At 67.8% G+C, this 12,463-nt stretch carries 14 protein-coding genes; 10 read left to right on the top strand and 4 right to left on the bottom strand.

What is annotated here, in order from left to right:
• Positions 1-80 precede the first annotated feature (80 nt).
• The 4 genes from AC1D2O_RS00255 to AC1D2O_RS00240 are packed head-to-tail and all read left to right on the top strand — an operon-like array spanning position 81 to position 2,927.
• Positions 81-329 (top strand): type II toxin-antitoxin system Phd/YefM family antitoxin, encoded by a 249-nt coding sequence (locus tag AC1D2O_RS00255; RefSeq protein WP_478093282.1) that lies wholly within the window; start codon positions 81-83, stop codon positions 327-329.
• 11 nt (positions 330-340) lie between these two features.
• A complete protein-coding gene (locus AC1D2O_RS00250; RefSeq protein ID WP_478093292.1) occupies positions 341-760 on the top strand; it encodes a type II toxin-antitoxin system VapC family toxin in 420 nt (139 codons plus the stop codon).
• Between the two features lie 9 nt (positions 761-769).
• Complete coding sequence (guaA, locus tag AC1D2O_RS00245; RefSeq protein ID WP_478155898.1) at positions 770-2,383, top strand: glutamine-hydrolyzing GMP synthase; 1,614 nt, start codon at positions 770-772, stop codon at positions 2,381-2,383.
• A 10-nt stretch (positions 2,384-2,393) separates the two neighbouring features.
• Positions 2,394-2,927, top strand: coding sequence for a 2'-5' RNA ligase family protein (locus tag AC1D2O_RS00240; protein WP_478089184.1), 534 nt, complete (start codon positions 2,394-2,396; stop codon positions 2,925-2,927).
• Positions 2,928-2,939: 12 nt separating this feature from the next.
• Here AC1D2O_RS00240 and AC1D2O_RS00235 read toward each other — a convergent pair whose 3' ends face one another.
• Positions 2,940-3,854 carry a LysR family transcriptional regulator gene (locus AC1D2O_RS00235; RefSeq protein WP_478155897.1) on the bottom strand — a complete coding sequence of 305 codons (915 nt, stop codon included), beginning with the start codon at positions 3,852-3,854 and terminating at the stop codon, positions 2,940-2,942.
• A gap of 129 nt (positions 3,855-3,983) precedes the next feature.
• Here AC1D2O_RS00235 and AC1D2O_RS00230 point away from each other — a divergent pair, with 129 nt between their 5' ends.
• Genes AC1D2O_RS00230 through AC1D2O_RS00205 form a run of 6 tightly spaced genes read left to right on the top strand, consistent with a single transcriptional unit; the run spans position 3,984 to position 8,428 of the window.
• Positions 3,984-4,973 carry a 2Fe-2S iron-sulfur cluster-binding protein gene (locus AC1D2O_RS00230; RefSeq protein ID WP_478089186.1) on the top strand — a complete coding sequence of 330 codons (990 nt, stop codon included), beginning with the start codon at positions 3,984-3,986 and terminating at the stop codon, positions 4,971-4,973.
• Positions 4,974-5,004: 31 nt separating this feature from the next.
• A complete protein-coding gene (locus AC1D2O_RS00225; protein WP_478155895.1) occupies positions 5,005-6,261 on the top strand; it encodes an aromatic ring-hydroxylating dioxygenase subunit alpha in 1,257 nt (418 codons plus the stop codon).
• Positions 6,258-6,737, top strand: coding sequence for an aromatic-ring-hydroxylating dioxygenase subunit beta (locus tag AC1D2O_RS00220; RefSeq protein ID WP_478089188.1), 480 nt, complete (start codon positions 6,258-6,260; stop codon positions 6,735-6,737). The genes AC1D2O_RS00225 and AC1D2O_RS00220 overlap by 4 nt, the downstream gene beginning before the upstream one ends.
• A 1-nt stretch (position 6,738) precedes the next feature.
• A complete protein-coding gene (locus tag AC1D2O_RS00215; protein WP_478089189.1) occupies positions 6,739-7,104 on the top strand; it encodes a chorismate mutase in 366 nt (121 codons plus the stop codon).
• A complete protein-coding gene (locus AC1D2O_RS00210) occupies positions 7,101-8,078 on the top strand; it encodes a Bug family tripartite tricarboxylate transporter substrate binding protein (RefSeq protein WP_478089190.1) in 978 nt (325 codons plus the stop codon). Before AC1D2O_RS00215 ends, AC1D2O_RS00210 begins: the two co-directional genes overlap by 4 nt.
• 26 nt (positions 8,079-8,104) lie before the next feature.
• Complete coding sequence (locus tag AC1D2O_RS00205; protein ID WP_478089191.1) at positions 8,105-8,428, top strand: non-heme iron oxygenase ferredoxin subunit; 324 nt, start codon at positions 8,105-8,107, stop codon at positions 8,426-8,428.
• 34 nt (positions 8,429-8,462) lie between these two features.
• Here the strand turns inward: AC1D2O_RS00205 and AC1D2O_RS00200 are convergent, their stop codons facing one another.
• Genes AC1D2O_RS00200 through AC1D2O_RS00190 form a run of 3 tightly spaced genes read right to left on the bottom strand, consistent with a single transcriptional unit; the run spans position 8,463 to position 12,390 of the window.
• Positions 8,463-9,857 carry an L-serine ammonia-lyase gene (locus AC1D2O_RS00200; protein WP_478089192.1) on the bottom strand — a complete coding sequence of 465 codons (1,395 nt, stop codon included), beginning with the start codon at positions 9,855-9,857 and terminating at the stop codon, positions 8,463-8,465.
• Between the two features lie 7 nt (positions 9,858-9,864).
• Complete coding sequence (locus tag AC1D2O_RS00195; protein WP_478089193.1) at positions 9,865-11,034, bottom strand: M20 aminoacylase family protein; 1,170 nt, start codon at positions 11,032-11,034, stop codon at positions 9,865-9,867.
• Between the two features lie 21 nt (positions 11,035-11,055).
• Complete coding sequence (locus AC1D2O_RS00190; protein ID WP_478155893.1) at positions 11,056-12,390, bottom strand: DUF3100 domain-containing protein; 1,335 nt, start codon at positions 12,388-12,390, stop codon at positions 11,056-11,058.
• Positions 12,391-12,463 lie beyond the last annotated feature (73 nt).

Here is a 12,463-nt window from a genome sequence, read left to right as displayed (position 1 = left end):
TGAGCTCAATCTGGCCAGATAATTGAAGTTGGGCCAGATTGGCATTAGAATTTGGGCCAGATCATTTTTTTCTGGCCCAAATGCAATCCCTCGGCATCGCTGAAGCCAAGAACAACTTCTCGGCCCTGATCGACCTGGTCGAGAAGGGCGAGGAAGTGCGCATCACACGCCACGGCAAGGAAGTCGTGCGCATGCTTCCGGTGCGGCGCAAGCCGGTCATCACCGACGAACAGATCGCGCGCGAACTGGGCCAGATCGACGCGTTGCACGCGACCATCAAGCCGGGCCCCGCCGTGCGTACCCTGCGTGACGAAGGGCGCCAAGCGTGACGGCCTTCGTCATGGATGCCTCGGTCACTTCGGCCTGGCTGCTGCCGGATCAGGCCAGCGAACACACGCGCAGGCTCTACGCTGCCATCCGCCGCGACGAGGTCGAGCCGCAGGCGCCCAATGCGTGGCAATGGGAGTGCGCCAACATCCTCGCCAACGGCGTGCGCAGCGGCCGCATTCCGCCGTCCGCGGTCGAAGGGCTGTGGAGCGTGCTCGACGCCATTCGCCACCGCGTCGAACTGCACGAACTGGCGCCGGCCCAGCACAAGGCCGTGCTCGCCGTGGCCATCGACGCCGGTGTCTCGCTCTACGACGCGGGCTATCTGTGGCTCGCACGCTCGCTCGATCTTCCGCTCGCCACCTTCGACGAGCAACTCATCCAGGCGGCGCCGCAAGCGGGCGTCCGCCTCTTCGACATTTCAACGCTCTGAGTCTTCTCCATGCAACACGACAAGATCCTCATCCTCGATTTCGGCTCCCAAGTCACCCAGCTGATCGCGCGCCGCGTGCGCGAAGCGAACGTGTTCTCGGAGGTCCATCCCTGCGACGTCAGCGACGAATGGGTGCGCGAGTTCGCCAAGGACGGCACGCTCAAGGGTGTGATCCTGTCCGGCAGCCACGCGAGCGTCTACGAGGAAACCACCGACAAGGCGCCGCAGGCGGTGTTCGAGCTCGGCGTGCCGGTGCTGGGCATCTGCTACGGCATGCAGACCATGGCGCACCAGCTCGGCGGCAAGGTCGAGGGCGGCCACAAGCGCGAGTTCGGCTTCGCGGCCGTGCGCGCGCGCGGCCACACCGAGTTGCTGCGCGACATCGCCGACTTCACGACCGACGAGGGGCACGGCATGCTCAACGTCTGGATGAGCCACGGCGACAAGGTCACCGAGCTGCCGCCCGGCTTCAAGCTGATGGCCTCGACCGAGAGCTGCCCGATCGCCGGCATGGCCGATGAACAGCGGCATTTCTACGCGCTGCAGTTCCACCCCGAAGTCACGCACACGCAGCAGGGCAAGGCGATCCTCGACCGCTTCGTGCTCGGCATCTGCGGTGCCCGGCGCGACTGGGTGATGCGCGACCACATCGCGGAAGCGGTGGAAGCGATCCGCCAGCAGGTCGGCGACGAGGAAGTGATCCTCGGCCTGTCGGGCGGCGTGGATTCCTCGGTGGCCGCGGCGCTGATCCATCGCGCCATCGGCGACCAGCTGACCTGCGTCTTCGTCGACCACGGCCTGCTGCGGCTCAACGAGGGCGACATGGTGATGGACATGTTCGTCGGCCAGCTGCACGCCAAGGTGATCCGCGTCGACGCCAGCGAGCTCTTCCTGGGCAAGCTGGCCGGCGTGAGCGATCCCGAGGCCAAGCGCAAGATCATCGGCGGCGAGTTCGTTACGGTGTTCAAGCAGGAAGCGGCCAAGCTCACGAGTGCGGGCGCGAAGGGCGCCAAGTGGCTGGCCCAGGGCACGATCTATCCCGACGTGATCGAGTCGGGCGGCGCCAAGAGCAAGAAGGCGGTCACGATCAAGAGCCACCACAACGTCGGCGGCCTGCCCGAGCAACTGGGCCTGAAGCTGCTCGAGCCGCTGCGCGACCTGTTCAAGGACGAGGTGCGCGAACTCGGCGTCGCGCTCGGCCTGCCGCCCGAGATGGTGTATCGCCATCCGTTCCCGGGCCCGGGCCTGGGCGTGCGCATTCTCGGCGAGGTCAAGAAGGAGTACGCCGAGCTGCTGCGCCGCGCCGACGCGATCTTCATCGAGGAATTGCGCAACTTCGTCGACCCCTCGAGCGGCAAGAGCTGGTACGACCTCACGAGCCAGGCCTTCACGGTGTTCCTGCCGGTCAAGAGCGTGGGCGTGATGGGCGATGGCCGCACCTACGACTACGTGGTGGCGCTGCGCGCGGTGCAGACCAGCGACTTCATGACCGCGGACTGGGCCGAGCTGCCCTATGCGCTGCTCAAGAAGGTCTCGGGGCGGATCATCAACGAGGTGCGCGGCATCAACCGCGTGACCTACGACGTGAGCAGCAAGCCGCCGGCCACGATCGAGTGGGAATGAGCGGAGGGCGGTGGACAGCCTGTTCTTCGCCCTCCAGCCGGACGCCGCCGCCGCCGCCCGGGCGGTCGCGCTCGCCACTCGCTTGCGCGCCGATCATGGCCTGAAGACGCCCCCGACCGGGGCGCAGCGGCTGCATGTCACCTTGCATTACCTGGGCCGTGCCGGCGTGTTGCCGGAAGACCTGGTGGCCGGGGCTCGGCAGGCGGCGCAGACCCTGGACAGTCCTGCATTCGGGCTGCGCTTCGATCGGGTCACGAGCTTTCCGGCCCGTGCCAGGAAGCGTCCGCTGGTGCTGTTGGGGAGCCAGGCGATGCAGGCGCTGCAGGATTTTCGCTTCAATCTGGGCGTTGCGTTGCGCAGCCACGGCGTCGCGGCCGAAACGGGAAGCTTCACGCCGCACCTGACACTGCTGCGCGACACGCGTGTGGTGCCGGAGCAATCGGTGGCCCCCATCGCATGGACGGCGCGCGAGTTCGTCCTGGTCCGGAGTCTCGTCGGCAAAGGGCAGCACCTCGTGCTGGGGCGCTGGCCCTTGCAGACCTGATTTCCGCGCCGGTCAATCGCCATCCGCAAAGTTGTCGAATAGCAGGCCGCGCAGCCACTGGTTGCCCGGATCGCGATGCACCTTGGCGTGCCAGAACAGGTTGATGGCAATCTGCGGCAGCGCCACCGGGTGAGGGCGCCACACCAGCCCGAAGGGCTCGGCGATGCTCTGCGCCAGGCGCTCGGGCACGGTGGCGATCATTTCGCTCGAGCGCAGGATGTGGCCGATGGCCACGAAGTGCGGCACGCGCAGGCGGATCCTCCGCTGGATGCCTTGCCCCGCCATCACGTCGTCGGCCTTGCCGTGGCCGGTGCCGGCGGCCTGCACCAGCACATGGTCGGCCGAACCGAAGTCCTTCAATGACACGCTGCGCTTGCGCGCCAGCGGATGCGTGCCCGAGAAGAGGCACACATAGTTCTGGCGGAACAGGCGGCGCTGGAACACGCCGGCCTTGAGCTGCGGCAGCAGGCCGATGGCGATGTCCACGTGGCCGGTCTCCAGTTCATCGCGCAGGCTGGTCGTGGTGTTGTTGCGCAGCGTGCTGATCCTCACCCCCGGCGCCGCGACCGACAGCGCTTCCATCAGCCGCGGCGTGAAGTAGATCTCGCCGATGTCGGTCATGGCGATGGTGAAGCTGCGCGTGCTCGTGGCGGGGTCGAACACCACCTGCTGGTTGAGGGCCGTGTGCAGCGCGCCCATGGCGTAGGCCACGGGCTCGGCCAGCTGCAGGGCGAACGGGGTGGGCTCCATGCCGCGCGCCGTGCGCAGGAAGAGCTCGTCGCCGAGCAGCTTGCGCAGCCGCGCCAGCGCGTTGCTGATGGCGGGCTGCGAAAGCCCGAGCGATGCGGCCACCGCCGACACGCGCTTCTCGGCCAGCATGCGATCGAACACCAGCAGCAGGTTGAGGTCGATGTCCTTGAGCTGCATGCCTACCTTTATTCATATCGGTGATGAAGATGATTCACCAGATTCTATTGGTCAATCTGCATCGGCCCCGCATCATCCCTCCCCTGAGAGACGCACCAGCCCCGAGAGACCGCCACAAGACACCCGACGATGGATCTGCGCATTCAACCCCTTGGACAGACCCTCGAGGTCCGCCCCGGCGCCAACCTGCTGGAGGTGCTGCGCGAGCACCATGTGCCGGTGTCGTACAGCTGCATGGCGGGGCGCTGCGGCACCTGCCGCTGCAAGGTGGTGTCGGGCCAGGTGCTCGATGCGGGGCAGGACGCCATCCGTCCGGATGCGCAGGGCGAGCGCTACGTGCTGGCTTGCCAGAGCACGCTGACCGAAAGCTGCACCATCGAGATTCCCGAAACCGACGAGGTGGTGGTGCATCCGGCGCGCATCCTCAAGGCCACGGTGACCGGCATCGATGCGCTCACGCACGACATCCGCCGGCTGCGGCTGAAGCCGAACCGGCCGCTGGAGTTCTCGCCGGGCCAGTACGCGCAGCTGCAATTCGCGGCGGGCCTGGCACGGCCGTATTCGATGGCCGGCCTGAGCCGTGACGCGGAGCTCGAATTCCATGTGCGCCGGGTGCCCGGCGGGCGGGTCACCGCGCACATCTTCGAACAGCTTCGCGTCGGCGACGCGGTGCGGGTGAGCGGACCCTTGGGCACGGCCTACCTGCGCACCAGGCACGGCGGCCCCATGCTCTGCGCGGCGGGCGGCACCGGACTGGCGCCCATCCTGTCCATCGTGCGGGGCGCGATCGCGGCCAGCCTCACCCAGCCCATCCATCTCTACCTGGGCGTGCGCTCCGACGCCGATGTCTACGGCCTGGACGAGCTGCGCGAACTGCAAGCGCTTCATGCCGGCCTCGAGGTGCACGTGGTGGTCGTCAGCGGCCCCGCGCGCGATGGCCAGCGCCTGGGGCTGATCACCGATGCGATCCGTGCCGACTGGCCCGGCAGCCTCGAGGGCTGGCGCGCCTACCTTTGCGGATCGCCGCCGATGGTCGAGGCCGTGACCCAGTGGGTGCGCGGTCGCGGCCTCGTGCCCGAGAAGACCCATGCCGATGCCTTCTACCTGCAAGGCACCTGAAGTGAAGACCCCACAAGAAAGGAAACCTCCCATGACTGCCGAGGCCGTGTTCCCCATCGCGCTGCGCTGGGAAAGCGACAAGACCAGCCGCATTCCCTTCATGGCCTACACCGACGAGGCGCTGCACAGGAAAGAACTGCAGCGCTTCTTCTACGAGAAGCACTGGTGCTATGTCGGGCTCGAAGCCGAGATCCCGAACCCGGGCGATTTCAAGCGCACGGCGATCGGCGAGCGTTCGGTCGTCATGTCGCGCGACGAGGAGGGCGTGATCCACGTCTTCGAGAACGTCTGCGCCCACCGCGGCATGCAGTTCTGCCGCGAGCGCCATGGCAACCGCAAGGAGTTCGTCTGCCCCTACCACCAATGGAACTACACGCTCAAGGGCGACCTGCAGGGCGTGCCCTTTCGCCGTGGCGTCAAGCAGGACGGCAAGGTGCATGGCGGCATGCCCGCTGACTTCAAGGTCGAGGACCACGGCCTCAACAAGCTCAAGGTGGCGTCGCGCGGCGGCGTGGTCTTCGCGTCGTTCGACCATGGCATCGAGTCGTTCGAGGACTTCCTGGGCCCCGACATCCTGCATTACTTCGACCGCCTGTTCGACGGCCGCAAGCTCACGATCCTCGGCTACAGCCGCCAGCGCATTCCCGGCAACTGGAAGCTGATGCAGGAGAACATCAAGGACCCGTACCATCCGGGCCTGCTGCACACCTGGTTCGTCACCTTCGGGCTCTGGCGCGCCGACAACAAGTCGGAGCTCAAGATGGACGCGCACGGCCGCCACGCCGCGATGATTTCCACCCGCGGCAACGCGGGCAAGGCCGCACAGGTGACGCAGGTGTCGAGCTTCAAGGAGAGCATGCAGCTCAAGGACCCGCGCTTTCTCGACATCGTGCCCGAGCCCTGGTGGGGCGGGCCGACCGCGGTCATGATGACCTTGTTCCCGAGCCTGATCCTGCAGCAGCAGGTCAACAGTGTCTCCACCCGCCACATCCAGCCCGTGGGCCACGATGCGTTCGATTTCGTCTGGACCCATTTCGGCTTCGAGGACGACAGCGAGGACATGCAGCAGCGCCGGCTGCGCCAGGCCAACCTGTTCGGCCCGGCGGGCTTCGTCTCGGCCGACGACGGCGAGGTGATCGAGTTCTCGCAGCAGGGCTTCGAGCAGAGGCCCTGCCATCGCACGCTCGCTGAACTGGGCGGCCGCGAGGTCGAAAACACCGACCACATGGTGACCGAGACGCTGATCCGCGGCATGTACCGCTACTGGCGCGAGGTGATGGACGCATGAAACTCGGCACCGAAACCTATCTCGAACTGGCGCGCCTCTACGCCGCCTATGCGCATGCTGTCGATTCAGGCCAATGGGACCTGTGGCCCGGGTTCTTCATCGAGCAGTGCAGCTACCGGCTGCAGCCGCGCGAGAACCACGAGCGCGGCCTGCCGCTGGCGACGCTCTCGTTCGAAAGCCGGGGCATGCTCGAAGACCGCGTCTACGGGATTCGCGAGACGCTGTTCCACGACCCCTACTATCAGCGCCACGTGGTCGGCCTGCCGACGGTGCACGCGGTCGACGACGACGGCACGATCCACAGCGAGGCCAACTACGCGGTGTTCCGCACCAAGCTCGACCAGCCGTCGACCGTGTTCAATGTCGGGCGCTACATCGATGCCGTGGTGCCGACGCCGGACGGGCTGAAGTTCGCCTCGCGCTTGTGCGTTTTCGACAGCGAAATGATCCCCAACTCCATCATCTATCCGATCTGACATGCCAAAAGAACCCGAGACACACGGTGCGCCGCTGCGGCGCTTTGCGGACCCCGCCTACCAGCCCCTGTGCGCCAACCTGGCCGAGGTGCGCGAGAACATCGATGCGCTCGACCGCAAGATCGTCGCGCTGCTGGCCGAGCGCGGCCGCTACGTGAAGGATGCGGCGCGCTTCAAGCGCGACGCCTTCCAGGTGTCGGCGCCGCAGCGCCAGCAGGAGGTGATCGACAAGGTGAAGGCGCTGGCCGAGAAGGAGGGGGCCTATCCCGAAGTGGTCGAGGCCTGCTACCGCGCGCTGATTGCGGGGTTCATTGCCCGCGAGCAGCAGGACCATCTCGGGATGGTCGACGTGGAGGTGCGCACATGAAGCACGTCCGCCTCAGGACCTTCGCTGCCGTGGCTTGTACCGTGCTCGCCGGCCACGCCGTGCATGCGCAGGCGTGGCCGCAGCGCCCGATTCGCATCGTGGTGCCGTTCGCCGCCGGCTCGTCGCCCGACATCCTGGCGCGCATCGTCAACGACAAGCTCGCCGCGCGCATCGGCCAGCCGCTGATCGTCGACAACAAGCCGGGCGCCGGCGGCAACACCGGCACCGACCTGGCCTCGAAGGCGGCGCCCGACGGCCACACCTTCCTGCTGTCGGTGAACGCACCGCTGGTCTACAACACGGTGCTCTTCAAGAATCTGCCGTACGACCCCTTCAAGGACCTGGTGCCGGTGTCGCTGGCCGCCACCACGCCCAACGTGTGCGCGGCGTCGAATTCGATGAACGTGGACTCGGTCAAGGGCTGGCTCGCGGCCATGAAGCAGAATCCCGGCAAGTTCAACTTTGCATCGACCGGCAACGGCTCGATCTCGCACCTGGGCGTGGAGCTGATCAAGCTCAAGACCCACTCGTTCGCCGTGCACATTCCCTATGCGTCTTCGGGCCAGGCCGTCACCGCGCTTGTCCAGGGCGACGTGCAATACGCCTGCCTGCCGCCGGTGACGGTCATGCCGCAGGTCAAGGCCGGAAGGCTCAAGGCGCTGGCCGTGACGTCGGCCGAGCGTTCGGCGCTGCTGCCCGACCTGCCCACGCTGCGCGAATCGGGCCTTCCCGACATCCAGGCCGTGCCATGGTTCGCCTACATGGCACCCAAGGGTACGCCGCCCGAGGTCGTGCAGCGCATGAGCCGCGAGATTGCGGCCGTGCTGAAGAACCCCGAGACGCAAAAGCGCTTGCAGACCGCGTACTTCGACCCCGTCGGCAGCACGCCCGAGGCGCTGTCCAGGTTCATGGACGAAGAACTGCGCCGCTGGAAGCCCGTGATCGAACGCGCCGGCCTCAAGCCCGACAACTGACATCTTCCACACAGAGACTCAACGACATGCACACCATGACTTGGATAGACGCTGCCGCGGTCGAGGACGTGCCCACCGACGATGTGGTGGGCATCGACGTGCAGGGCAGGGACATTGCCTTGTACGGCACCGACGACGGCATCCACGCCACCGACAACATCTGCACCCACGGCCACGCGAGGCTGTGCGACGGTTTTCTGGAGGGCCACGAAATCGAATGCCCGCTGCACCAGGGCCGTTTCGACATCCGCAGCGGCAAGGCGATGTGCGCGCCGCTCACCGAAGACCTGCGCACCTACCCGGTGAAGATCGAGGGCGGCCGGGTCTACCTCGCGTTCGAGTCGTCGTAGACGGCCGGCGGGCCGCGACGGCGATGGAACTTGCTCAGCACTCCACCACGTTCACCGCCAGCCCGCCGAGCGAAGTCTCCTTGTACTTCGACTTCATGTCCTCGCCGGTCTGCATCATGGTCTTGATGACGGCGTCGAGCGACACATAGTGGTGGCCATCGCCGCGCAGCGCCAGCCGCGCGGCGTTGATGGCCTTGACGGCGCCCATCGCGTTGCGCTCGATGCAGGGGATCTGCACCAGCCCGCCGACCGGATCGCAGGTGAGGCCGAGGTTGTGCTCCATGCCGATCTCGGCCGCGTTCTCGACCTGCGCCGGCGTGCCGCCCAGGACGGCGGCCAGCGCCCCGGCCGCCATCGAGCAGGCGACGCCGACCTCGCCCTGGCAACCGACCTCTGCACCCGAGATCGAGGCGTTGGCCTTGTACAGCAGGCCGATCGCGGCCGCGGTGAGCAGGAAATCGACGATGCCGTCGTCCGAGGCGCCGGGGCAGAACTTCTCGTAGTAGTGCAGCACCGCGGGGACCACGCCTGCCGCGCCGTTGGTCGGCGCGGTCACCACGCGGCCGCCGGCCGCGTTCTCCTCGTTGACCGCCATCGCGAACGCGTTGACCCAATCCATGGCGGCGAGCGGGTCGGCGGCTGCGGCGCCGGCGTCGCGTGCCAGCAGTTCGCGGTGAAGCTGCGGGGCCCGGCGGCGGATGTTCAGTGTGCCGGGCAGGCGTGCGGCGGCGCTCGGGTTGTCGATGCCCAGGCCGCGTTGCACGCACTGCCGCATCGCGGCCCAGATGCGCAGAACGCCCGCGCGCACCTCGACGGGCGGGCGCCAGACGCTCTCATTGGCCAGCATCAACTGAGCCACCGAGAGGCCGCCTTTCACCGCTTGGGAGATCAACTCGTCGCCGGTGCGGAAGGGGTGCGGCCAGACCTGGGCGGCGCCGGTCTCGGCGGGCGCCGGCCCGGCGCCGCCCTCGACCACGAAGCCGCCGCCGACCGAGAAATAGCAGCGGTCGGCCAGCAGGGTTCCGGTCGCGTCCAGCGCGACCATGCGCATGCCGTTGGGATGCTCGGCCAGGGACTCGTCGCCGATGAATCGAATGTCGCGCAACGGATCGAAGCCGATCGGTTGGCGCCCCATCAGCAGCAGCGTACCGGAACGCCGCAAGGCCTCGATCCGAGGCTGCACCGCGGCCGGGTCGACGCTGTCCGGCGCCTCGCCGAAGAGCCCGAGGATCACGCCCACGTCGGTCGCGTGGCCGCGCCCGGTGGCGCCGAGCGAGCCGTGCAAATCGACCTGCACCCGCGCCGTGCGCGCCAGCAGGCCGTCGCGCTCGAGCCCGCCCGCGAACATCCGCGCCGCCCGCATCGGCCCGACCGTGTGCGAGCTCGACGGACCGATGCCGACCTTGAAGATGTCGAAGACGGAGAGCATGGTCGGACTATGCCGCAGCCAGCTGCTGCTTGACCAGCGCCACCCAGTAGGCAGCGCCCAGCGGCAGGATCTTGTCGTTGAAGTCGTAGTAGGGATTGTGGACCGGCGGGTCGTTGGGGCCTTCGCCGGCGCCGATGCCGATGTAGGCGCCGGGCCGCTTCTGCAGCATGAAGGCGAAGTCTTCCGAGCCCATCGCGGGCTTGATGTCGGTGTGGACCTGCGCCTCGCCGACCAGGCTTGCGGCTGCCGCCACCGCGGCCGCTGTCTCGTCGACCGTGTTCACCACGCCCGGGTAGCCGCGCATGTACTTCAGCGCCACGCCGGCGCCGTGGGTCTGCGCCATGCCGGCGCAGATCTGGTGCATCGCGGCCTCGACCTTGTCCTGGATGGCCGCATCCAGGGTGCGCGCCGTGCCGCGCAGCACCACCGTCTCGGGCACCACGTTCCAGGTGTCGCCGCCGTGGATCTGCGTCACGCTGACCACCGCCGATTCGGTGGCGCCGACCCGCCGGCTCACGATGGTCTGCAGCGCGTTGATGAGCTGGGCCGAGATCATCACCGGGTCGACGCCGGTTTCGGGCATCGCGCCGTGGCAGCCGCGGCCGGTGATGACGATCTCGAAGGTGTCGAGGTAGGCGGTCATGGTGCCGGTGCGAATCCCGAACTGGCCACGCGGCATGCCGGGGAAGTTGTGCATGCCGTAGACCGCGTCTGCCGGGAACCGGTCGAACAGGCCTTCCTCGACCATCTTGCGGCCGCCGCCTTCGTTCTCCTCGGCGGGCTGGAAAACGAAGTGGACCGTGCCGCGGAAAGGCTTGTGCCGGGCCAGGTGATCGGCCGCGCCGAGCAGCATCGCGGTGTGGCCGTCGTGGCCGCAGCCGTGCATCTTGCCGGCGCAGGTGGACTTGTGGGCGTGCTCGCCGAGCTCCGTCATGTGGAGCGCATCGAGGTCGGCGCGCAGCGCGATGCTCGGACCCTCGCCGTTCGTCAGGGTGCCGACCACGCCGGTGCCGGCCAGGCCCCGGTGCGCCGGAATGCCCATCAGCATCAGGGCGTTGGCAACCACGTTGGCGGTGCGGTGCTCCTCGAAGGCGGTCTCGGGGTTGGCGTGGATGTCATGGCGCCAGGCCAGCATTCGTGCGCGCGTTTCTTCGGCAATCTCGGGTTCGCGGTACATGGGGCAGTTCGTCTGGAGGGGTCAGTGGAAGATTTCGGCGATCAGCGTGGCGCCGAGGAAGGTGCCGGCGGTGGCGGTGAGCGAGACCACCACGATGCGCCAGCCGAGCTGGCGGAACACCGGCAGGTCCTTGGCGACGGAGAAGCCGGCGAGCGCCAGCACCGGCGTGGTGAAGGCCAGGAAGTTGAGCTTGGCGGTGAGCGCGATCAGGCTGTCGGAAAACGGGAACAGGCCGGGAATGCCGGCCACCGTGGCCACCAGCGAGAGCACCAGCACCATCGGCATCTTCGGCAGCAGGCGCTTCACCAGGCCGACCAGCAGCACCACGGCCATGACTGCGAGCATGCCGGCCAGCGACTGCAGCAAAGGGACCTTGTACGACAGCAGGTTGCCGATCATCACGCCGCCACCGACCACCGCCCAGGCGACCACCTGGTCGGCAAAGGGCAGCTCCGAGGAGCCGGCAGCGACACCACCGTCGAGCGCCGCGGTGTCGGCCGGCTGGCGTTTCGAGAAGCGGCCGAGCACCGGCTCCAGCCGGTCATAGAGCCACGAGCACACCGGCAAGGAAAGGAACAGCGTGAAGTAGAAGCCGACCACCGTGGTCAGCAGGTTCGAGGCGGCGGCGATGGCCGTCAGCTGCGGCAGCATCTCGGCCGGCTGCTGGGCGCCGATCGCGCCGATCGCGGCCGCCATCAGGCTGCCCGAGCCGACGCCGGCGCCCATGGCGAGCGAGCGCGGGTCGAAGATGCCGAGGCTGGTGATGAAGCCCGCGAGCACCGCGATGAACAGCGCCCCGAGCACGGTTCCGGTGATGTACTCGGCCAGCACGCCGCGGCCCTCGGGCGAGGCCATGCCGTACTTCTCGCCGATGATGACCAGGTTGCCCTCGCGCCCGACCGAGAAGGTGGCGCCCACGGCCTCTCGCTTGATGCCCAGCAGCAGGGCCAGCGGCAGCCCCAGCGCCAGGGTGCCGAAGGCGTGGCCGAACTCCTGGAAGACCAGCGCCCAGCCGGCCTGGCGGACCTGCGGCAGCGCGGCGCCGACCGTCAGGCCCAGCTTGACGATGAACAGCAGCAGCCCGGCGTTGAGCAGGCCGCCTGCGTAGGACTGCAGGCCCGCGGGGATGCGCGCCAGCGCCGGGGTGCGGCGCGCGGCGATGCCCCAGACCGCGGCCAGCAGCAGCGCCCACAGCATCGGCAGCAGCACCACCTTGCCGGGGCCGAGCTTGAACTGGGTGGCGCCGATCAGCTCGGCGATGGCGACCACGATCAAGGACACGACGACAAGCTTGAATTTGCCCGTGGGATAGGAATCCAGCGATTCGGGCGCGAGCGCGGCGGTGGCGGAGGTCATGAGGCTGAGGTCTTCCGAAAGTGGGGGGCAGACCGAGTCTCAAAGAAAGAAGTCATTGCATCAATGACTAAAA

This window comes from Variovorax sp. P1_G12 (assembly GCF_056405555.1).
Note: the sequence above shows the minus strand (reverse complement) of the source record. Positions and strands in the feature narration are given on the sequence as shown.

Excerpts from the sequence above, each read along its gene's own strand:
- AC1D2O_RS00250 (WP_478093292.1), top strand. The coding sequence starts at position 341 with ATGGATGCCTCGGTCACTTCGGCCTGGCTGCTGCCGGATCAGGCCAGC.
- AC1D2O_RS00195 (WP_478089193.1), bottom strand. The coding sequence starts at position 11,034 with ATGTACCGCGAACCCGAGATTGCCGAAGAAACGCGCGCACGAATGCTG.
- AC1D2O_RS00205 (WP_478089191.1), top strand. The coding sequence starts at position 8,105 with ATGCACACCATGACTTGGATAGACGCTGCCGCGGTCGAGGACGTGCCC.
- AC1D2O_RS00200 (WP_478089192.1), bottom strand. The coding sequence starts at position 9,857 with ATGCTCTCCGTCTTCGACATCTTCAAGGTCGGCATCGGTCCGTCGAGC.
- AC1D2O_RS00210 (WP_478089190.1), top strand. The coding sequence starts at position 7,101 with ATGAAGCACGTCCGCCTCAGGACCTTCGCTGCCGTGGCTTGTACCGTG.
- AC1D2O_RS00230 (WP_478089186.1), top strand. The coding sequence starts at position 3,984 with ATGGATCTGCGCATTCAACCCCTTGGACAGACCCTCGAGGTCCGCCCC.
- guaA (WP_478155898.1), top strand. The coding sequence starts at position 770 with ATGCAACACGACAAGATCCTCATCCTCGATTTCGGCTCCCAAGTCACC.
- AC1D2O_RS00235 (WP_478155897.1), bottom strand. The coding sequence starts at position 3,854 with ATGCAGCTCAAGGACATCGACCTCAACCTGCTGCTGGTGTTCGATCGC.
- AC1D2O_RS00220 (WP_478089188.1), top strand. The coding sequence starts at position 6,258 with ATGAAACTCGGCACCGAAACCTATCTCGAACTGGCGCGCCTCTACGCC.
- AC1D2O_RS00225 (WP_478155895.1), top strand. The coding sequence starts at position 5,005 with ATGACTGCCGAGGCCGTGTTCCCCATCGCGCTGCGCTGGGAAAGCGAC.
- AC1D2O_RS00255 (WP_478093282.1), top strand. The coding sequence starts at position 81 with ATGCAATCCCTCGGCATCGCTGAAGCCAAGAACAACTTCTCGGCCCTG.
- AC1D2O_RS00190 (WP_478155893.1), bottom strand. The coding sequence starts at position 12,390 with ATGACCTCCGCCACCGCCGCGCTCGCGCCCGAATCGCTGGATTCCTAT.
- AC1D2O_RS00215 (WP_478089189.1), top strand. The coding sequence starts at position 6,739 with ATGCCAAAAGAACCCGAGACACACGGTGCGCCGCTGCGGCGCTTTGCG.